This is a genomic window from Yersinia thracica (assembly GCF_902170565.1).
GTDB lineage: Bacteria > Pseudomonadota > Gammaproteobacteria > Enterobacterales > Enterobacteriaceae > Yersinia > Yersinia thracica.
The window spans coordinates 85,235-105,948 of sequence record NZ_CABHXX010000009.1 but is presented as its reverse complement, the minus strand read 5'-3'; the positions used below and the strand labels follow the sequence as shown (position 1 = coordinate 105,948).

The following is a 20,714-nucleotide window of genomic DNA, read 5'->3' as shown; positions in this document are numbered from 1 at the left end:
TTAGGGATCCTTGCTGCCATCCCGCTTAGCGGCTTCAAATGCCGCGAGTGTAGCCAATCTGGCCTGCTTATGGTCCACCAGCGGTGGTGGGTAATCCAATGGTTGCTGCTGTCGCTCGGCCCAACGCCATGGTTGATGGATATCGCTGTCGGGTACTGCCGCCAACTCAGGTAACCAGCGGCGAATAAAAGCGCCATCTTTATCAAAACGCTCTCCCTGCGTGGTGGGATTAAAGATGCGAAAATAGGGTGCGGCATCCGTCCCGGTTGATGCTGCCCACTGCCAACCGCCATTATTAGCGGCCAAATCACCGTCCAATAATTGCGACATAAAATAGCGTTCGCCGTGCCGCCAGTCGATCAACAAGTCTTTGACCAGAAAACTGGCACTGATCATCCGCAAGCGGTTATGCATCCAACCTGTTGCATTGAGCTGCCGCATGGCCGCATCAACAATAGGATACCCTGTTCGCCCCTGCTGCCAGGCGATTAATTGCTGTTCTGAGTGGTTCCATATTACTGCATCAGTCCAGGCAATAAAGGGATGGTGCTGGCATAACCGAGGATAGGCTACCAGCAAATGACGATAAAATTCACGCCATATCAATTCATTAAGCCAGATAAAGGCCCCACCATCGACATTCTCCAGCACCTCCGGGCATTCGGCTCGTAGGCGATTAACACATTGGCGAGGCGAAAGTATTCCCAGCGCCAGATAAGGTGACAGGCAACTGGTGCCCGCAACGGCGGGGAAATCACGTTGCTGCTGATAGTCCGGAGCATCCTCGCGACAAAAACGGCGCAAGCGCTGTAGCGCGGCCTCTTCCCCCACCGGGAATAGCTGATTGTCGACCGGCTGTTGTGGATAATCAAACCGTGCCAGGGGCTGCGAGGGGGACACAACTGCGGTGGCACGGGCTTTCGGTGCCGGAACACTGCGGCAATCACTCATCATTAACCGCTGGATAAATGCACGGCGAAACGGAGTGAAAACTTTATACATTTCATTATTGCCCGTCAGGACAGTGCCCGGCGGCAATAGCACACTGTCATGAAAACCGTGACAGGCGATAGCGCGCTGACTCAGTAATGTCGCCAATGCCTCATCTCGCACGCGTTCATTCAGCTCATACTGTTGGTTATAAAACAGCGCATCCACCTGCTGTTGCTGACAAAAATCATTCAGCCAGGTAATCGAATCCTTAAAATCATCACACTGATGATAGTGCAGCGGGATTCCTCGTGCGGCGAGCGCATCCTGCAACAGTTGCAGATTTTGCAGCAAAAATACCGCCTGTCGCGGTGCCATGTCATGCACCGCCCATTGTGCCGGTGTGGCAATAAACACCGCCATCACAATGGCTTGTGGATCCTGACACGCCGCATGCAGTGCCAGATTATCAGTTAGGCGTAAATCATTACGGAACCAAATAAGATGTGTGGCCATGCTTTAACCTTGCGCTAAATAAAACATAAAATAGTGCTGCCCAGCTAGATAATCATTTGGGAATTCAACCTGATAGGCTGCTATCTGCGCAATCGGCGCGCTGAGAGGCAATTTCCCCAGACGATATTGATCAATAAGCTGTGCCAAAGCCTGACGCTGCGCTGAGGTGAGATAAGGCCGAAAATAGCCCTGCACATGCATCAGCACATTAGTGTGGTTAGCCACCGTCGGAGAATGGGACAGTAAATGCAGTAAACGCTGGCGATACTCAGCAGTAAATTCACTCAGTGATGGCCATTTATCCATTGCCGCAATAAAAGGCCCAATTTCACGGTATTCCGGTTGTGAATGCGCTAATAACACTAATTTATATCGGCTATGAAATTCCATTAATTTGCCACGGGTGATACCCGCCTCACAGAGTGCATCGAGTTCATCGCGCGCATGGCAATATACAATATTCTGTGTTACTGGCTGGTTTTGCGGCATTTTATTCTCCATCACCCAATAAAAAAGCCCATGAGCATTAACTCACGGGCCTTTCACTTTACTGCAATTTACCGTTGCAAACCTGATAGTTTAGCAATCAATAAAAATATTGCGGAGCCGTTTCTGACTGTGCCAACCAGACCGGTTTATCACTGGTTTTGACCCAAACACGGTGCAGATAGCTATAGAAACGGGCGCGGTCTTTGCGGAAAAGCATCACTGGCAGCGCCAATAACCCCATCAGAATCACTGCGATGCGACGCAAAATAACCTGATGCAATGGGTATGCGTTGTACATGGACATAATAACCCTCCTTTAAAACGCCTTTATGTAACCGCTAGCCCTAATTCGCAGAGGGTCGATTACCGCGTGGCGTTGAAAGTAAAATAAACAAAATGGGTAACTGGACAAAATTTTACCGCATTGATTGAAAGTTTACCACTCATCCGACCACTCAATTGCGTAAAAAGCACAAAAAAACCACCAATTTTGTAATTTTGTTACAGAAAAGTTAACTTCATTTTGTTATTTGTTTCACGGAGGTTGCTGGACACATATGAATTAGAAAACCGAATACATTCACCAAAAAAATACCGATCCAGCTAACTCGATTGACTAGATTACATCGGCACTGAGTAATTTACACTCACTTACTGGTTATTTATTGACCGTTTTTATACTTTTTTTACACCCCGCCCCGTTTTTTTATCAAGAACTTTTCTTACAACTTCCTAAGCTGCTGTTATCAAAAAATAAGACCTGTGGAGGTATATCGTGAGTGTCAGCATCATTTGTGGTGCGCTGCTGGTTCTGCTGCTACTGGGCTATCTGGTTTATGCCTTATTTAACGCGGAGGACTTTTAAATGGCGGCATCCGGATTTCTGCTTATTGCCAGCTTTATGTTGGTGTTGTTGGTGCTGTCCCGTCCATTGGGAAGTTTCCTGGCGCGTCTTATCGAGGGTGAACCCTTCGCGCCATTACAAAAAATCGAGGCCGGTTTATGGTGCTGTAGTGGGGTAAAAAACCAGGAAATGAACGGCTGGCAATATGCGCTGGCCATTCTCAGTTTTAACCTGCTGGGCGTGGCGCTGCTGTTCGCACTGTTAATGATGCAAGGCGCGTTTCCACTGAATCCGGAAAATATGCCGGGGCTATCATGGCATTTGGCGCTGAATACGGCGGTGAGTTTTGTCACTAACACCAACTGGCAAGCCTATAGCGGGGAGAATACCCTCAGTTATCTGAGCCAAATGGCCGGTCTGACAGTACAAAACTTCCTGTCGGCGGCTACCGGTATTGCGGTGGCTTTTGCGCTGATCCGCGCATTTGCCCGCCATTCAGCCAACACACTGGGCAATGCCTGGGTCGATTTGGTTCGCATCACTTTATATGTCTTATTGCCCATTTCGCTGCTCATTGCGCTGGTTTTTGTCAGTCAAGGCGTCTTGCAGAATCTGGACAGTTACCTGCATATCACTACCCTCGAGGGGGTAAAACAGACCTTGCCGATGGGGCCGGTGGCCTCGCAGGAAGCCATCAAACTGCTGGGTACCAATGGCGGCGGCTTCTTTGGTGCCAACTCCGCGCATCCGTTTGAGAACCCGACGGCGTTTAGCAACTTTGTGCAAATGCTGGCGATTTTCTTGATCCCTTGCGCACTGTGTTTTGCTTTCGGCCAAGTGGTCGGGGATAACCGCCAGGGTCATGCACTGATCTGGGCTATGTCACTGATTTTTGTGGTGGCAGTGGTGGTGGTGATGTACGCCGAACTGGCCGGTAACCCGCATTTGATGCCGTTGGGTGCCGACAGCAATATCAATATGGAGGGTAAGGAATCCCGCTTCGGTATCCTGGCGACCAGCATGTATGCCGTGGTCACCACGGCGGCATCTTGCGGCGCGGTTAACGCCATGCATGACTCCTTTACCGCGCTGGGTGGCATGGTGCCCATGTGGTTGATGCAGATTGGTGAAGTGGTGTTTGGCGGCGTCGGTTCCGGTTTGTACGGCATGCTGTTATTCGTGCTGCTGACGGTTTTTATTGCCGGGCTGATGATTGGCCGTACCCCTGAATACCTCGGCAAGAAAATTGATGTATTTGATATGAAAATGACCGCGCTGGCGATTTTGGTCACGCCGGCTATCGTGCTGTTAGGCACCGCACTGGCGCTCTGTACTGATGCCGGTCGCGCTGGGATCCTTAACCCCGGTGCGCATGGTTTTAGCGAAGTGCTTTACGCCCTCTCCTCGGCGGCCAATAACAACGGCAGCGCCTTTGCTGGCCTGAGTGTCAATACACCGTTTTATAACCTGCTGCTGGCTGCGGCGATGTTCTTGGGTCGATTCGGCGTGATTCTGCCGGTGCTGGCGATTGCCAGTTCATTGGTGGCGAAAAAACGGCAACCGGCTGGCAACGGCACCCTACCTACTGCGGGGCCACTGTTTATCGGCTTGCTGGTGGGCACCGTGTTATTAGTGGGCGCATTGACCTTTATCCCAGCTTTGGCCTTAGGCCCGGTCGCCGAACATCTGCAAATTTGGTTAACACTTTAACGAGAGAATAACTATGACCCGCAAACAACGCGCAATTTTTGAGCCAGCACTGGTTCGCACTGCGCTGCTTGATGCCATGAAGAAACTGGACCCGCGCGTCCAGTGGCGCAATCCGGTGATGTTCGTGGTGTATCTGGGAAGTGGGCTGACCACCCTGATTTGGCTGGCTATCTTAAGCGGCCAGACCACTGGCAACGCCATGTTTACCGGCAGTGTTGCCCTGTGGCTATGGTTTACCGTGCTGTTCGCCAACTTTGCCGAAGCATTGGCCGAGGGGCGCAGCAAAGCGCAGGCGGAAAGTCTGCGCGGCGTGAAAAAAACCAGTTGGGCGAAAAAACTGACCGAAGCCCGCTTTGATGCGCCGCAAGAAAAAGTCTCTGCCGACAGTCTGCGCAAAGGTGATGTGGTGCTGATTGAAGCCGGTGACACCGTGCCCTGCGACGGTGAAGTGCTGGAGGGCGGAGCCTCGGTGGATGAAAGCGCCATTACCGGTGAATCTGCGCCGGTTATCCGTGAATCCGGCGGTGACTTTTCCTCGGTAACCGGCGGGACTCGGGTGCTGTCAGACTGGCTGGTGGTTCAGTGCAGTGTTAACCCCGGCGAGACGTTCCTCGACCGCATGATAGCCATGGTGGAAGGAGCTAAACGGCGCAAAACCCCCAATGAGGTGGCGCTGACCATTTTGCTGGTGGCACTGACCATCGTCTTTTTACTGGCGACCGCGACTTTATACCCATTCTCGGTCTTCAGTGTTGAAGCTAACCATGCCGGTTCACCGGTCACCATCACCGTGTTGGTGGCGCTGCTGGTTTGCTTGATCCCCACCACCATCGGCGGGTTGTTATCCGCTATTGGTGTGGCCGGGATGAGCCGCATGTTAGGGGCTAATGTGATAGCCACCAGCGGGCGCGCCGTCGAAGCTGCCGGTGACGTCGATGTGCTGCTGCTGGATAAAACCGGCACCATCACGCTGGGTAACCGTCAGGCATCAGAATTCTTGCCAGCACCGGGAGTGACCGAGCAACAACTGGCGGATGCCGCGCAGCTCTCATCACTGGCCGACGAAACCCCGGAAGGCCGCAGTATTGTGGTGCTGGCTAAACAGCGCTTTAACCTGCGCGAACGCGACTTGCACAGCTTGAATGCCACCTTTGTGCCCTTCTCAGCACAAACCCGCATGAGCGGCGTGAATGTACAAGACAGAATGATTCGCAAAGGTGCGGTCGATGCAATTCGTCGCCATGTGGAATCCAATCAGGGTCACTTCCCACGCGCGGTCGAAGATGCGGTGGAAAGTGTGGCGCGCACCGGCGGTACCCCTCTGGTGGTGGCCGATGGCCCTCGGGTGCTGGGGGTGGTGGCGCTGAAAGATATCGTCAAAGGCGGCATTAAAGAACGTTTTGCTGAACTGCGCAAAATGGGCATTAAAACCGTGATGATCACCGGTGACAACCGCCTGACTGCGGCGGCGATTGCGGCTGAAGCGGGAGTCGATGATTTTCTGGCCGAAGCCACACCGGAAGCCAAGCTGGCCTTAATTCGCCAATATCAAGCAGAGGGCCGATTGGTGGCCATGACCGGCGACGGCACCAACGACGCCCCGGCACTGGCACAGGCTGACGTGGCGGTGGCGATGAACTCCGGGACTCAAGCCGCCAAAGAAGCAGGCAACATGGTGGATTTGGACTCTAACCCAACCAAGTTGATTGAAGTGGTGCATATCGGCAAACAAATGCTGATGACCCGTGGTTCGCTAACCACTTTCAGTATCGCCAACGACGTCGCCAAATATTTCGCCATCATTCCGGCGGCGTTTGCGGCCACTTACCCGCAGCTTAACGCATTGAATGTGATGCAATTACATTCACCGGCTTCGGCAATATTGTCGGCGGTTATTTTTAATGCGCTGGTGATTGTGTTCCTGATCCCGCTGGCGCTAAAAGGGGTCAGTTACAAGGCGATGAGCGCTGCCGCATTGCTACGCCGCAATTTGTGGATTTATGGTCTGGGCGGGCTACTGGTGCCGTTTGTCGGTATCAAGCTCATCGACCTGGTGTTGACGGCGTTAAATCTGGTCTAAGGCAGTTAAATTTAACCTAAGTCACGGCCACTGCCGCTTGCGTAGTGGCCGGTTTTAAGACTCAAATTGAGGTAATAAAAGATGTCATCGACCACCAATATGTCATCCACAAAAAGTATGTCCTGGCTGCGCCCGGCATTGGTTTTACTGATATTACTGACACTTATCACCGGAATAGCTTATCCTCTGTTGACCACTGGGCTGGCAAAACTGATGTTTCCACAGCAAGCGAATGGTTCACTGGTGATGCTGGGTGATGAGGTGGTCGGCTCTAGCTTGATCGGCCAAAACTTTACTCAACCGGGTTATTTTGCTGGCCGCCCATCGGCAACCGCCGATATGCCTTATAATCCAATGTCATCCGGCGGCAGCAACTTGGCTGCCAGCAACCCGGATTTGGATAAAGCCATCAGTGAGCGCGTTAAATTATTGCGCCAGGCAAACCCAACCCAAACTGGGCCGGTGCCGGTTGATTTGGTGACCGCTTCCGCCAGTGGTCTCGACCCGCAAATTTCACTGGAAGCCGCCTATTATCAAGCTCCACGCATTGCCAGCATTCGTCAAATGCCGCTGTCTGAGGTCAAACAATTGATTGATGACAATGTACAGAAAGCAACGCCAAATTTCTTCGGTGAATCCGTTGTCAACGTGCTGAACCTGAATATGGCACTGGATGCCCAAAGTCACGTGAAAATCCCGGCTACTCCGGTAAAATCTTAAGGACATAACATGGTGGATGCAGAACCAACCCGCCCAAACCCCGACAGTCTGCTTGCGGCCGCGAATGAAAAATCTCGTGGCCGACTAAAAGTCTTTTTTGGGGCTTGCGCCGGAGTGGGCAAAACCTACGCCATGCTACAAGAAGCCCAGCGCCTGCGGGCGCAAGGGCTGGATGTGTTAGTCGGCGTTGTCGAAACTCACGGGCGCAGTGAAACCGCCGCCTTATTGGAAGGGCTGACAATCCTGCCAGCAAAGCGGATTCATCACCGTAATCGGCAGGTTCGTGAATTTGATTTGGATGCCGCCCTCGCCCGCCACCCCGCCCTTATCCTGATGGATGAACTGGCCCACAGCAATGCCCATGGCTCCCGCCATCCCAAACGCTGGCAGGATGTTGAAGAGCTGCTGGATGCGGGCATTGATGTGCTGACCACCGTCAATGTGCAACATTTGGAAAGTCTCAATGATGTGGTCGGTGGCGTAACCGGTATTCGGGTGCGAGAAACAGTACCCGACCATATGTTTGACGAGGCCACGGAAGTGGTCTTAGTCGATCTTCCCCCTGATGACCTGCGCCAACGGCTCAATGAGGGGAAAGTCTATATTCCAGGGCAGGCCGAGCGCGCTATTGAGCATTTTTTCCGCAAGGGTAATTTGATTGCACTGCGCGAGCTGGCCCTACGCCGCACGGCGGATCGGGTTGACGACCAGATGCGCGCCTTTCGCGACACGCAAGGGCGCGAGCGTGTTTGGCATACCCGCGATGCGATTTTATTGTGTATCGGCCACAACAGCGGCAATGAAAAACTGGTGCGGACCGCAGCCCGGCTGGCGGCGCGGTTGGGCTGTATTTGGCATGCGGTTTATGTCGAAACCCCACGGCTGCACCGCCTGCCGGAAGCCAAACGTCGCGCCATTCTGCGCACCCTAAAACTGGCGCAAGAATTAGGGGCTGAAACCGCAACTTTATCAGAACCCAGTGAGGAACAGGCGATATTACGTTACGCCCGCGAACATAATTTGGGCAAAATCATTATTGGCCGCCGCACTGAACAACATTGGAAACTACGCGGCAGCTTTGCCGACCGTCTGGGCAAGCTCGGGCCGGATTTAGATCTGGTGATTATCGCCCTGGAGGATGCCCCAGCCAATGTCGTGAAAGAGACCGACTCGCGAACTTTCACTGAAAAATGGCGGATGCAATTACGCGGCTGTGTCGCGGCCATCGGCCTGTGTGCGCTGATCACGGTATTATCACAGTGGCTAATACCGGGGTTCGACCAAGCCAACCTGGTGATGGTTTACTTGCTCGGCGTAGTGATTATTGCACTGTTTTATGGCCGCTGGCCTTCTGTCTTGGCGGCGGTTATTAATGTTGCCAGTTTTGACCTGTTTTTTGTCCAACCGCACTGGTCACTGGCGGTGACTGATGTGCAATATTTGCTGACTTTTGGCGTCATGCTGATTGTTGGCATCGTGGTGGGGAACCTGACCGCCGGGGTGCGTTATCAAGCCAGAATTGCCCGTTACCGCGAGCAACGCGCCAGACATCTGTATGAAATGTCACGCGGATTAAGCCGCGCCCTCACCCCAGCAGACATTGCCAAAACCAGCCGTCATTTTCTTTCCAGCAGTTTTCAGGCCAAAACCGACCTGCTGCTGCCGCAAGAAGATGGGCGCTTACAACAAATTACTACCGATGATGGCGGCGCGCTTTCCGTCGACGAAGCCATTGCCCGCTGGAGCTTTGACAAAGGCGCACCAGCGGGCGCGGGTACCGATACCTTGCCGGGTGTACCTTACCAATTACTGCCGCTGACGGCATCGAAACAAACTTACGGCGTGCTGGCGATTGAACCGGCCAACCTGCGCCAACTGATGGTGCCGGAGCAACAGCGCTTGCTACAGACTTTTACCAGCTTGATTGCCAACGCGCTGGAAAGGTTGCATCTGGCCCGCAGCGCCGAATTAGCCAAACTGGATGCGGAACGCGAGCAACTGCGCAACTCCCTGCTGGCGGCACTTTCCCATGATTTGCGTACGCCGCTAACCGTGCTATTCGGTCAGGCGGAAATCCTGACATTGGATCTGTCCGCCGAAGGTTCACGCCATGCGCCACAAGCCAATCAAATCCGCCAACAAGTGCTGAGCACCACCCGGCTGGTCAACAATTTACTGGATATGGCCCGCATCCAATCGGGCGGTTTTAACCTGCGCAAAGAGTGGCAGTCACTGGAAGAAATCATCGGCAGCGCCCTGCATATGCTGGAAACCACCTTAAGTCATCATCAGATTAAGGTCGAATTACCGGATGAAATGGTGCTGATCAACTGTGATGGCAGCTTGTTGGAGCGGGTGTTTATTAACCTACTTGAAAACGCCCATAAATACGCCGGTTACGCTGCATTGTTGGGGATTAGAGCCAAGGTGCAAGGCGAGTGGCTGAATGTCGAAGTCTGGGACAATGGCCCCGGAGTCACGGCTGGGCAGGAACAATTGATTTTTGATAAATTCTCTCGTGGTAACAAAGAGTCCGCAATTCCGGGGGTGGGTTTGGGTTTAGCCATTTGCCGTGCCATTATTGATGTACAGGGTGGGCGTATCTGGGTGGAAAAAAGTCAAGATGGCGGTGCGAGCTTCCACTTTACCCTGCCACTGGAGAAAGCCCCGGAAATTGACAGTGAACACATTGATACTGAGGAAACGTGACGATATCCCCGACTAACATATTAATTGTTGAAGATGAAAAAGAGATCCGGCGCTTTGTTCGAATTGCGCTGGAGGGTGAAGGCTGGCGCGTATTTGAAAGTGAAACCCTGCAACGCGGCCTGATTGAAGCTGGGACCCGTAAACCCGACCTCATTATTTTAGATTTGGGTCTGCCGGATGGTGACGGTCTGACCTATATTCAGGATTTACGTCAGTGGAGCGCCATCCCGATTATTGTGTTATCGGCCCGTAGCAGTGAAGAAGACAAAGTGGCCGCGCTGGATGCTGGCGCCGATGATTATCTCAGTAAACCTTTTGGTATCAGTGAATTACTGGCGAGAGTGCGCGTTGCTTTGCGCCGTCACAGTGGGGGCAGCCAGGAAAGCCCGCGGGTAAACTTTTCAGATATCAGCGTGGATTTGATTAACCGCCAAGTCACCCGCGCCGGTGTTGATCTCCACCTGACCCCGATTGAATTTCGGTTACTTTCAGCATTATTGGCGAATACGGGCAAGGTCATTACCCAACGCCAGTTACTCAACCAAGTTTGGGGGCCTAATTATGTCGAACACAGCCATTATCTGCGCATTTATATGGGCCATCTGCGTCAAAAATTAGAAACCGACCCTACCCGCCCTAAACATTTATTAACGGAAACTGGAGTGGGTTATCGCTTTATTCTGTAACGATTTATTAGCTATAAAATATCTTTCAAGACTATGAAAAATAAACTTAACGGCGTAGCATCAGGTTTTTGATGATAATAGGTCTTATTGATTATGAGCACTTGGTTGATTTATGCCCTACTGTCCGCCGTTTCAGCATCTTTAGTGGCCATCTTTGGTAAAATCGGTCTGCAACATTTGGATGCTAATACCGCGACCGCCGTGCGGGCTGTGGTGATGGCGCTATTTTTGGTCGGCGTGGTGGTGGTTCAGGGAAAATTCAATCTGGTCGGCACAGTATTAGCAGATAAAAAAGCGCTTCTTTTTGTGGTACTTAGTGGTGTCGCGGGGGCGTTATCTTGGCTGTTCTATTTTATGGCCATCAAGAATGGCAATGTCTCACAAGTCGCGCCCATTGATAAGCTCAGCGTGGTTTTCGCCGTGATTCTGGCCTTTATTCTGTTTGGCGAAAAAATATCATTAGTGGCCGGATTAGGTGTCGCGCTAATCACTGCTGGCGCATTGATGGTGGCATTGGGATAATATTTATTATTCTAATAAGAAGTCACAATATAAAAATGACAGAGTAATACACTTGCAATAAAGAATAGACTATAGTTATCACCAATCTTTACTTAAGAGCATATGATTTATCATTAAGAATAAATGAAGTGCTCTTTTATTAATGCATGTTGCATTTGTAGCATTGAATATTTCAAATATGATAAATATGATAAATATAGAATTTCTCCATTTTAATTATGTGAGAGGTTTTTTTTAAAATTCATACCCTCATAGTTATTAACTTATTATATAAAAGGTGGAATATTTTGAGTGACAATAAAATTAACAAAAGGGATATAGCCCAGACAGTAACAGGCGAATTAATTACCTATAAAAATAACAAATCGATTTTAATAAAAAATGTACATCCCGAAAGGGTGTTTTTTAAATATTCGTCTTCATACCTTAAAATAATCTTTCTTGATAAAAGAAAGGATATTGTTACCATAATGACCTTCAGAGTGGTTAGAAAAGGTCGTGTTAGTGTTAAATCCATTATTTTACATGATACATCCGGCACTAAATATGAGTTATTTTTAACCTTGGAAAAAACCTACAAAAGAAAGAATTTTTACGACGGCCCCAGTAAAGAAATACTACTAACAAGGAAAGATCTTGAGTATTACTCTGCACACCATTTAATCATGAATACCCAACCATCAAAAAGCACCCTATTAAATAGAGATGAAAATTTCTTAGGGCATAAATATATCAGAAATGAAGTTATTGGTGGGGATGGCGATAATATTATTATCGGTGGAAATAAAAATGATAATTTAACCGGCGGGGATGGCAATGATATTCTCATTGGTAATGATTCTTTTGACTCTCTATTTGGCCAGAATGGCAATGACACCCTGGTGGGAGGCAGAGGCAATGATGGACTGGCCGGTGGCGCGGGTGATGACGTCCTTGATGGTGGTGATGGCAACGATGAATTACATGGTGATGCTGATGGCTTTGCCTGTTTTGCCAGTAAAACCAATTGGCGCGGAAGTGATATAATATTTGGGGGCAATGGTAATGACCGAATCGAAGGCGGGAAAAACAATGATTACTTGGCAGGAGGACAGGGGGATGATGCATATATATTTTCCAGATTTGATGGCATTAATTTAATAGTTGAATATAGCGGTGAGAATAATTCAATTGGTTTTCATGATTATTTTTTTCATGAATTACAATTTAGTCGTTATGGTAATCATTTTATGATATCCACCACCGAAAAACACCCTAACAAAGTCGTTGTAATCATCAAAGATCAATATGCTCAAGATGGTGTTAAAATAAAAAAATTAGAGACAAAATCCTATCTTCGTTATGGCGAAGATAGTGATATAGATGATTATAAAGAACTAATTGATAACATAGTAAAAGAGTATGCTAATGACCCTGAAAAATCATTAGCCATGTTGGCTGACAATGTAGATCTTGGCGATTTTTACCAAACAGACTTATCTCTCTTTTTCGGTCAAAGAATGCCTGACACTGAGAAGTTAACAGGAAAAAGTCTGATTGACGTACTAATTGAGAAGAATAATGCATTACGTGAAATGTATGTAGAAAGTGCTTTCTATTTTGGTGATAACTTACCTGATATAACTTATATTACTCAAGCGCTATCTTCTTTTGCCCCCAAGGAAGCCTCTCAGTCCAATATAAAATATTTAAAACACCCAATACCGATGGATAGTTTTGCTGGCGGTTTGGTCACTGTAGAATATTAACAATAGCGAATATCGCCGTTGGTTTTTTGCTTATATGGGTGTTGGCGAAATAGCGCCAACCGGCGCTATTTCTTACCTGTAATGACTATTTACCGGCTAATACTGCACTGACAATATCCACCGCTTCCTGCTCTATCTTTTCGCGATGCTCCGCGCCTAAGAAGCTTTCACAGTAAATCTTGTAGGCATCTTCAGTACCCGATGGGCGCGCGGCAAACCAGCCATTGTCGGTCATCACTTTCAACCCCCCAATGGATGCGCCATTACCCGGAGCCGCCGTCAGGCGGGCAGTGATTGGGTCACCTGCCAGCGTACTGGCTTTCACCATTTCTGGTGACAACTTGGACAGTGCGTTTTTCTGTGCTTGGGTTGCAGGAGCTTGAATACGGTTATAGCTTGGCGCGCCAAAGCGTTTCGCTAAATCATCATAATGGTGCTGTGGATTTTTACCGGTAACCGCGGTAATTTCAGCCGCCAGCAAGCACATGATAATGCCGTCTTTATCCGTCGACCAAGGTTTGCCATTAAAGCGCAGGAAAGATGCCCCAGCGCTCTCTTCACCACCAAATCCAAAGCTGCCGTCGTGCAAACCCTCAACAAACCATTTGAAACCGACCGGAACTTCCACCAATTTACGGCCTAAATCAGCCACCACTCTGTCAATCATCGCGCTGGATACCAGCGTCTTACCCACCGCCACATCTGCACCCCATTGTGGGCGGTGCTGGAACAGGTAATTGATTGATACCGCTAAATAATGGTTCGGATTCATCAAACCGGCTGGCGTCACAATGCCGTGGCGGTCGTAATCGGGATCATTAGCAAAGGCTAAATCGAATTTATCACGTAAAGCCAGCAAGCCCGCCATCGCGTATTCTGATGAGCAATCCATGCGGATCACACCATCATGATCCAGATGCATAAAGCGGAAAGTCTGATCGATAGCATCATTAACTAACGTCAGATCTAACTTATAATGCTCGCCAATACGCTGCCAGTAAGCAATACCTGAACCGCCGAGTGGGTCGACACCTAATGTCAGACCAGCCTGTTGAATGGCAGGAATATCAACGACATCGACCAAACCTTCAACATACGGCTGAATCAAATCCTGCTCACGCAGATGATTACCGCGCCAGGCTTTATCCAACGTTTGGCGTTTGACACCCTCTAATTTCAGACTGAGTAATTGATTAGCGCGCTTTTCTATCACCGAGGTCAGATTGGTATCAGCCGGGCCGCCATTCGGCGGGTTATACTTGATGCCGCCATCTTCAGGGGGGTTATGGGATGGCGTGATGACAATGCCATCGGCCAAATTTTTACCCTGCGCGTTATAGCAAAGAATGGCATGAGAAATGGCCGGAGTAGGAGTGAAGCCATTATCTTGCTGCACCACAACATCGACACCATTCGCCGTCAGCACTTCCAGCACCGAAATAAAGGCCGGTTCAGACAGCGCATGGGTATCTTTACCTACATAACATGGGCCAGTAATGCCGTGCTGATGGCGAACTTCAGCAATCGCCTGCGCGATGGCCAGAATATGTGCTTCATTAAAACTGTGGCGCAATGAGCTGCCACGATGGCCCGACGTCCCAAATCTGACTGCATGGTCCTGATTTTCAGCATCAGGTTGCAATACATAATATTGCGACGTCAACTGAGCAACATTAATCAAATCGCTTTGCTGAGCAGCTTGCCCGGCACGAGGGTGATTAGCCACAGTCACTACTCCCTATCTCCCCTTCACACTTGAAATTGCAGGATGGTTAGCTGCAATTTCACGTTGTTTGGGTATTGTTTCAACGAAATTAGATAGTCCCGCACACTTTATCGGTCAACTCTGGCGGGAACTGCATTGTCAGCATGATATGTTGCACCATACTGCGTTTACGCTCGGTATTGGTATTGGTAATCACCCAGTATGGCGTACCAGGGACATGTTTGGGTTTGGTGTGTGTCCCGTTTTGTAACAAAGTCTGTTGGTCACCGGCAAAATAAACTCGAGTACGGCCATGTAAAGATTCGGTCGCCTCAGCAAATGCCTGTGTATCCAGGGTATAAAGTGTTGATAACACCAACATAAAGCGGTTAACCGCCCTATTTTGCTCAGCATACTCATCGGACAGCAGCAACTCACGGACTGCGCGCACGCGATCCCGTGGCGCTGAAGCTGGCGCGGTTTTGGCTACGTCATTATTGGCTGATAAGTGATGAGTAGATAAGCTGGGTATCGGCTGACCGGCCGTAAACTTCAACATGCGCCGCAAAATATCGGACGCGCTCTCACCAATGTGTTGCGTATGGCTGGCGATATAGCGATAAAGCTCTTCGTCGAGTTCAATAGTTTTCATCTTTATCCAAAACAATAATTCAATTGATTTTTATATATTTTTTATGGCAGTTCATGAAAAATTTAATTTTGATCTACATTTTTCAACCATCTGGTTTTACGATACTTCGCCACTTTGCGTTAGATTAACAGACTCTAGGGGGGCATCCAACTTTCCCCTCAATGACTTTGGATTGCCGCCAATGTGATGGGCTCACTAAACCGCATGGTTTCAAGCACATTCAGTCATGCTACCCTAAGCAGAATGTCTTTCTGTATGAACATCGCCATGAAATTAAACTTCCGTTTACAAAATGCACTTTCTCCTAGCCCTTCCCTGCCGATTATTCTGATCCACGGGCTATTTGGTAACCTGGATAACCTCGGGGTGCTGGCCCGTGACTTACATCAAGACCATGACGTAATTCAGGTCGATTTGCGCGACCATGGTTTATCCCCTCGCTCACCAACAGTAAATTACCCTTGCATGGCGCAGGATGTACTGGAGTTGATGGATAACCTCAAGATAGAAAAAGCGATTATTATCGGCCATTCCATGGGCGGTAAAGTGGCAATGGCCATGACGCCAATCGCGCCCGAGCGCATTGAAAAACTGGTCGCGATAGATATCGCGCCGATCAGTTATCAAGTGCGCCGCCATGAAACCATTTTCGCTGCCCTTAATGCGGTCAGTGCCGCGGGCCTGACGCAACGTCAGGAAGCCGCTCAGTTGATGCGCGAATTCATAAAAGAAGACGGCGTTATTCAGTTTTTATTGAAATCATTCCACAATGGTGAATGGCGGTTTAACGTGTCCGCATTGTGGGATCAATACGAAAATATTGTTGGCTGGCAGCCGGTCCCCCCTTGGTCACACCCTATTCTGTTTATTCGCGGCGAACTGTCGCCCTATATTCAAGACAGTTATCGCGATGAGATTGCGCGCCAGTTTCCGCAAGCTCGAGCTCATGTTGTTGCCGGAACTGGCCACTGGGTTCATGCGGAAAAACCGGATTCTGTATTACGCGCAATTCACCGATTTATAGATTAATGCGGTTTTATCACTAAAAACAGCCGTGGCGAAAAATAGCGCTGAACAAAAAATGAACCCTGCACAATGGATGTTGATTAAAAATCATACCCTGGGGAAAAGAAATGTATTTCCTGTGGAAAAATTGTGCAAAAAAGAATGAATTAGACCAATCTTATCTCAGTAAAGCATTGTCGTTGCTCGGTTGGCTAGGGTATTATGGCGCGCTATAAATTTGCTACGGAGTTTGGTGGCAAATGCAAATTCAGGCTGTTAGTTCATACTCAAATTAGTTGACATTGCAGAGTTATAGTAGCGCCAAATAATGAAAGTATTGGCCTGAAACGTGTAAACCGAATCATCAGAAATTTCTGATGTCAATCCCTTGTAGTACCGCTACCTATGGCAAAAGAACAAACGGATCGCACGACGCTGGATCTGTTCGCAGATGAACGCCGTCCGGGGCGCCCGAAAACAAACCCATTATCCCGTGATGAACAGCTTAGAATTAATAAGCGAAATCAACTACGGCGCGATAAAGTACGTGGCTTACGACGCGTGGAACTGAAGATTAATGCCGATGCCGTCGATGCTCTCAATAGCCTTGCTGAGCAGCGCAACATCAGCCGTAGTGAACTGATTGAACAGATGTTACTGGCTCAATTAGAACACTCACAAGAAGGGTTTTAATCCTGTTGGTTTTAATCCTGTTGGTTTTAACCCCCATTGATTTTACCCCCATCGGTTATCACGACGGCGTGGCGTAAGTGATTACGCCACGCCAATATCCTCACAGTCGTTTTTGAAAATAGTTTTTGCAAAACAGTCTTTGCAAAATAGGGTTAGAAAGTTTCCCAGTTTGTGTTGTTATCCACCTTACTCGTCGGCGTCGCCGCTAAAATCCTGGCCCGAGGTTTGGTTACCGGTTTTGCTCGCTCATCATCTGAGCGCAATTTAAACACGGCTACCGCCTGGTTTAACTGAGCCGCCTGTTCCTCCAGCGAAGCCGCTGCTCGGGAAGCTTGCTGCACCAGCGCAGCATTTTGCTGAGTCACACTGTCCATCTCCGCCACCGCCTGCCCGACCTGAGTGATGCCTTTACTTTGCTCATCAGACGCCGACGCTATCTCGCCCATTAAATCGGTGACATTGGTGATGGAACGAACAATTTCATCCATGGTTATCCCGGCGCTTTCTACCAATGCCGAACCGCTGCTAACACGGCTTACTGATTCGGCTATCAAGCTATCAATCTCTTTCGCCGCCTGCGCACTGCGCTGTGCAAGATTGCGGACTTCACTGGCGACCACGGCGAACCCCCGACCTTGCTCCCCGGCTCTGGCCGCTTCAACGGCGGCATTGAGTGCCAGAATATTGGTCTGGAAAGCAATACTGTTAATTACCGTGGTAATTTCGGCTATTTTGCGTGAACTGGCGGAGATCTCATCCATGGTATGCACCACATCGGCCACCAGCGCCCCCCCTTTTTTGGCGGTGATAGAAGCATTTGCCGCCAATTGACTGGCGTGATGTGCATTATCTGCGTTGTGTTTTACCGTTGCCGTTAATTGCTCCATACTCGCGGCCGTCTCTTCCAATGCAGCCGCCTGCTGCTCAGTTCGCGATGATAAATCCGTATTACCGGCAGAAATTTCTGCCGCCCCGTGATAAATCCCATCAGTGCTGCTGCGGATAGCTTTTACCGTGTTAGCTAAACTGGCCTGCACATCACGTAGCAGTGGAAATAATTGCCCGACACAGTTACGACCAAAATCTACAATGGGTTGCCCAAGCTGGCCTGAGGCAATCACCCGAAAATGTGCGCGGATATCATCCAGCGGGCGCACCATGTTGATAACAAGGTAGCGATCCGTTACTAGCAAAATCACTAATCCCGCCACCAAAGCAGAGATTAATGTCATGCTACTGACTCGGGTCAGGTGAGCAAATTGCTCTTTAGCCACGCCGATGGCCTGTGAAGCAGCATGAGTAAAATCCTCTGCAACAGAACCATAGTGGCGACTTAGCGCCGGCACGGTCTTTTTGGCTAAATCCTCATAGGCTGCGTCATTCTTATCCATTACCGCCTGATATAGCGGCGTCACCCCCTGATCAATTAATCCACTCCACCCATCAATCACCTCACTCACCAATGCGGGATCAATCTGTGCATGGTCGATGGCTTTAAACTGCGCCAACTCTTTTTTCAGATTTTCAAGTGCGACATTGGATGATTTGAGTTCTTTATCGGCATCCGCAAGATTACCGCTCTGTCGATAATCCACTGAGCGGGCCAGACGTGTCACCATCCGAAAATATTGATCCGTCCCCTGATTGACTAAATTCATGTTTTCAACCAACACACTGTTGGCATTAGAGGATTGTGTCAGCTGATTCAGTGACAGCAACGTATAACCCGATACACCACCCCATAGCAGGCAAAATGCCCCAAGCACCCAAAGGAGCGCGGCTCTGATGGTAATATCTCTTAAAAACTGCATGTTCGTTCCCCTTATATATCGGATACTTACTGTTAAAACGCTGATGTTATTTGATGACCGAAAAGCAATAAAGGACGTTCCATACAGCTAACGACAACTCCTTCCCGACAAATTTTCATCTGGCGGTTTTCCCCCTGGCACCGCAAATTGCAACCTTTCGGTTACACAAAGGTTATCGGCAATGACCCTATAAGGTTGAGCGGCTCACAAAAATTTTATATCGCATAAACTTGATATCGGCCTGGCGAGGTTTTCTGGCATTATATCGCCCTATACATGTGTTATATTATTGGGTAGAGCGCTCAGTAATTTGCATAACTATTTGAATTTAAGGGTATTAAGTTATATGGCAACTGTAGGCATTTTCTTTGGCAGCGATACTGGCAATACCGAAAACATTGCCAAGATGATCCAAAAGCAACTGGGCAAAGAGGTTGCTGAGGTTTATGACATTGCCAAAAGCAGCAAAGAAGATTTAGAAGGCTTCGATATTCTGCTGATCGGTATCCCAACCTGGTATTACGGTGAAGCCCAGTGTGATTGGGATGATTTCTTCCCGACACTGGAAGAGATCGATTTCAACGGCAAGCTGGTCGCGTTGTTTGGTTGCGGCGATCAAGAAGATTACGCAGAATATTTCTGTGATGCGATGGGGACGGTGCGCGATATCATCGAACCACGCGGTGCTGCTATTGTCGGTCACTGGCCAACGGCAGGCTACCACTTCGAAGCTTCCAAAGGCTTGGCGGATGATGATCACTTTGTCGGTTTGGCTATTGATGAAGATCGCCAGCCAGAACTGACAAATGAACGTGTTAGCGCTTGGGTAAAACAGATCAGTGAAGAACTGAATCTCGCTGAAATTACCGGTTAACTTGCCGTGTCGGAAACGCGAGGGTGATGTTAAACATCAAACCGCGTTTCCGTGACTTCTTATGTCTCTCGCTATACTTGTTAACCCGCCCACAGATCCGCATATTCATCCGTGCAAAATGAAAATAAACCGCTACAAATCTGTAACGTTACGCTTGGCAGTCATATACTTAAATGATGCAACAATCCCATCCATCAATACATTGCATGATTAATGGGGCAAAGTGTGCGATTATATCTTTGTTAACAACCACGGTTTTCATTTGGGGCTAGCAGTTCTATAATGAGACGCAATTGAGAATATTGCGCCACGGATGTCATAGGCTGAACGGCCTTAATTTGAATCGATAGTAATAGGACTGAATCCGCATGACTGACAACAACAAAGCCTTAAAAAATGCAGGCCTTAAAGTAACGCTGCCCCGGCTTAAAATTCTGGAAGTGTTACAAGATCCGGTTAACCATCACGTCAGCGCGGAAGATCTTTATAAAAAGCTGATCGATATCGGTGAAGAAATTGGTTTGGCGACGGTTTACCGCGTACTGAACCAGTTTGATGATGCCGGTATTGTGACCCGCCACAATTTCGAAGGCGGTAAATCAGTCTTTGAATTGACGCAACAGCATCATCACGATCATCTGATTTGCCTGGATTGCGGCAGAGTGATTGAATTTAGCAATGAAGAGATTGAAAAACAGCAGCGTGATATTGCTGAAAAGCATGGCATTAAGCTGACTAATCATAGCCTGTATCTATATGGTCACTGTGCCAGTGGCAATTGCCGTGAAGATGAGTCTGCGCACGATCCAAAATAATATGGTTTTATCTCATTGATCATATAAAGATTTTCACATAATGCTGAAATAAGCAATTCGCAATATGGCCGCCTTTCCCACAAGTCATTTCAGTTGGGAGTCAGGTGGTCATTTTTGTTACTGATATCCTGCATCCCTCTCCTCGTGACAAATTCATTTTTTATTGCTCATTTAACGGCCACCCATCTGAATTTTAAGCAAAAAA

The 20,714-nt window shown here is 48.8% G+C and carries 18 protein-coding genes; 12 read left to right on the top strand and 6 right to left on the bottom strand.

The genetic code is table 11. From position 1 onward, the window contains the following. The 3 genes from phrB to FTA91_RS01770 all read right to left on the bottom strand — a co-directional run bounded on the left by phrB (position 1) and on the right by FTA91_RS01770 (position 2,239). On the bottom strand, positions 1-1,446 hold the full coding sequence (phrB, locus tag FTA91_RS01780; protein ID WP_145582815.1) for a deoxyribodipyrimidine photo-lyase: 1,446 nt from the start codon (positions 1,444-1,446) through the stop codon (positions 1-3). A gap of 3 nt (positions 1,447-1,449) precedes the next feature. Further along, positions 1,450-1,935: a YbgA family protein gene (locus FTA91_RS01775; protein ID WP_050112690.1), complete on the bottom strand. Its 486-nt coding sequence runs from the start codon at positions 1,933-1,935 to the stop codon at positions 1,450-1,452. Positions 1,936-2,032: 97 nt separating this feature from the next. After that, complete coding sequence (locus tag FTA91_RS01770) at positions 2,033-2,239, bottom strand: YbfA family protein (RefSeq protein ID WP_050112688.1); 207 nt, start codon at positions 2,237-2,239, stop codon at positions 2,033-2,035. A 471-nt stretch (positions 2,240-2,710) separates the two neighbouring features. On the opposite strand from FTA91_RS01770, the gene FTA91_RS01760 reads away from it, so the two are divergent. The 8 genes from FTA91_RS01760 (at position 2,711) to FTA91_RS01725 (ending at position 12,954) form a co-directional block, all read left to right on the top strand. Continuing rightward, entirely contained in the window at positions 2,711-2,800 is a 90-nt protein-coding gene (locus FTA91_RS01760) for a K(+)-transporting ATPase subunit F (RefSeq protein WP_032819844.1), read from the top strand. After that, a complete protein-coding gene (gene kdpA / locus FTA91_RS01755; protein ID WP_050112686.1) occupies positions 2,801-4,489 on the top strand; it encodes a potassium-transporting ATPase subunit KdpA in 1,689 nt (562 codons plus the stop codon). It abuts the gene before it with no gap. A 13-nt stretch (positions 4,490-4,502) separates the two neighbouring features. Next, positions 4,503-6,569: a potassium-transporting ATPase subunit KdpB gene (gene kdpB / locus FTA91_RS01750; protein WP_145535843.1), complete on the top strand. Its 2,067-nt coding sequence runs from the start codon at positions 4,503-4,505 to the stop codon at positions 6,567-6,569. A gap of 81 nt (positions 6,570-6,650) precedes the next feature. After that, complete coding sequence (gene kdpC / locus FTA91_RS01745) at positions 6,651-7,289, top strand: potassium-transporting ATPase subunit KdpC (protein WP_050112683.1); 639 nt, start codon at positions 6,651-6,653, stop codon at positions 7,287-7,289. 9 nt (positions 7,290-7,298) lie between these two features. Continuing rightward, a complete protein-coding gene (gene kdpD, locus FTA91_RS01740) occupies positions 7,299-9,998 on the top strand; it encodes a two-component system sensor histidine kinase KdpD (RefSeq protein WP_145535845.1) in 2,700 nt (899 codons plus the stop codon). Beyond that, the gene (gene kdpE / locus FTA91_RS01735; protein ID WP_050112679.1) at positions 9,995-10,684 is read left to right on the top strand and encodes a two-component system response regulator KdpE; all 690 of its coding nucleotides are present in this window, start codon (positions 9,995-9,997) and stop codon (positions 10,682-10,684) included. The genes kdpD and kdpE overlap by 4 nt, the downstream gene beginning before the upstream one ends. Before the next feature lie 93 nt (positions 10,685-10,777). Continuing rightward, positions 10,778-11,206: an EamA family transporter gene (locus FTA91_RS01730; RefSeq protein WP_004390561.1), complete on the top strand. Its 429-nt coding sequence runs from the start codon at positions 10,778-10,780 to the stop codon at positions 11,204-11,206. 287 nt (positions 11,207-11,493) lie between these two features. Further along, a complete protein-coding gene (locus FTA91_RS01725) occupies positions 11,494-12,954 on the top strand; it encodes a calcium-binding protein (RefSeq protein WP_235896815.1) in 1,461 nt (486 codons plus the stop codon). Positions 12,955-13,039: 85 nt separating this feature from the next. On the opposite strand, the gene pgm is transcribed toward FTA91_RS01725, so the two are convergent. Next, entirely contained in the window at positions 13,040-14,680 is a 1,641-nt protein-coding gene (gene pgm / locus FTA91_RS01720; protein WP_145582813.1) for a phosphoglucomutase (alpha-D-glucose-1,6-bisphosphate-dependent), read from the bottom strand. 88 nt (positions 14,681-14,768) lie between these two features. Further along, the gene (gene seqA / locus FTA91_RS01715) at positions 14,769-15,311 is read right to left on the bottom strand and encodes a replication initiation negative regulator SeqA (protein ID WP_050112677.1); all 543 of its coding nucleotides are present in this window, start codon (positions 15,309-15,311) and stop codon (positions 14,769-14,771) included. Between the two features lie 267 nt (positions 15,312-15,578). On the opposite strand from seqA, the gene ybfF reads away from it, so the two are divergent. Beyond that, positions 15,579-16,340, top strand: a complete 762-nt coding sequence (gene ybfF / locus FTA91_RS01710; RefSeq protein ID WP_050112675.1) for an esterase — start codon at positions 15,579-15,581, stop codon at positions 16,338-16,340. 381 nt (positions 16,341-16,721) lie between these two features. Further along, on the top strand, positions 16,722-17,009 hold the full coding sequence (ybfE, locus tag FTA91_RS01705) for a LexA regulated protein (protein WP_004715753.1): 288 nt from the start codon (positions 16,722-16,724) through the stop codon (positions 17,007-17,009). A 152-nt stretch (positions 17,010-17,161) separates the two neighbouring features. Here ybfE and FTA91_RS01700 read toward each other — a convergent pair whose 3' ends face one another. Beyond that, a complete protein-coding gene (locus FTA91_RS01700) occupies positions 17,162-18,820 on the bottom strand; it encodes a methyl-accepting chemotaxis protein (protein ID WP_050112673.1) in 1,659 nt (552 codons plus the stop codon). Positions 18,821-19,166: 346 nt separating this feature from the next. Between FTA91_RS01700 and fldA the strand changes: the two genes are divergently transcribed. Together fldA and fur are read left to right on the top strand one after the other, a co-directional pair. Continuing rightward, a complete protein-coding gene (gene fldA, locus FTA91_RS01695; RefSeq protein ID WP_050112671.1) occupies positions 19,167-19,694 on the top strand; it encodes a flavodoxin FldA in 528 nt (175 codons plus the stop codon). Positions 19,695-20,062: 368 nt separating this feature from the next. Continuing rightward, entirely contained in the window at positions 20,063-20,509 is a 447-nt protein-coding gene (fur, locus tag FTA91_RS01690) for a ferric iron uptake transcriptional regulator (RefSeq protein WP_050112669.1), read from the top strand. The last annotated feature ends 205 nt before the right edge of the window (positions 20,510-20,714 follow it).

Excerpts from the sequence above, each read along its gene's own strand:
- kdpD (WP_145535845.1), top strand. The coding sequence starts at position 7,299 with ATGGTGGATGCAGAACCAACCCGCCCAAACCCCGACAGTCTGCTTGCG.
- FTA91_RS01770 (WP_050112688.1), bottom strand. The coding sequence starts at position 2,239 with ATGTCCATGTACAACGCATACCCATTGCATCAGGTTATTTTGCGTCGC.
- fldA (WP_050112671.1), top strand. The coding sequence starts at position 19,167 with ATGGCAACTGTAGGCATTTTCTTTGGCAGCGATACTGGCAATACCGAA.
- FTA91_RS01700 (WP_050112673.1), bottom strand. The coding sequence starts at position 18,820 with ATGCAGTTTTTAAGAGATATTACCATCAGAGCCGCGCTCCTTTGGGTG.
- kdpA (WP_050112686.1), top strand. The coding sequence starts at position 2,801 with ATGGCGGCATCCGGATTTCTGCTTATTGCCAGCTTTATGTTGGTGTTG.
- kdpB (WP_145535843.1), top strand. The coding sequence starts at position 4,503 with ATGACCCGCAAACAACGCGCAATTTTTGAGCCAGCACTGGTTCGCACT.
- fur (WP_050112669.1), top strand. The coding sequence starts at position 20,063 with ATGACTGACAACAACAAAGCCTTAAAAAATGCAGGCCTTAAAGTAACG.
- ybfF (WP_050112675.1), top strand. The coding sequence starts at position 15,579 with ATGAAATTAAACTTCCGTTTACAAAATGCACTTTCTCCTAGCCCTTCC.
- ybfE (WP_004715753.1), top strand. The coding sequence starts at position 16,722 with ATGGCAAAAGAACAAACGGATCGCACGACGCTGGATCTGTTCGCAGAT.
- kdpC (WP_050112683.1), top strand. The coding sequence starts at position 6,651 with ATGTCATCGACCACCAATATGTCATCCACAAAAAGTATGTCCTGGCTG.
- phrB (WP_145582815.1), bottom strand. The coding sequence starts at position 1,446 with ATGGCCACACATCTTATTTGGTTCCGTAATGATTTACGCCTAACTGAT.
- seqA (WP_050112677.1), bottom strand. The coding sequence starts at position 15,311 with ATGAAAACTATTGAACTCGACGAAGAGCTTTATCGCTATATCGCCAGC.
- FTA91_RS01730 (WP_004390561.1), top strand. The coding sequence starts at position 10,778 with ATGAGCACTTGGTTGATTTATGCCCTACTGTCCGCCGTTTCAGCATCT.
- FTA91_RS01775 (WP_050112690.1), bottom strand. The coding sequence starts at position 1,935 with ATGCCGCAAAACCAGCCAGTAACACAGAATATTGTATATTGCCATGCG.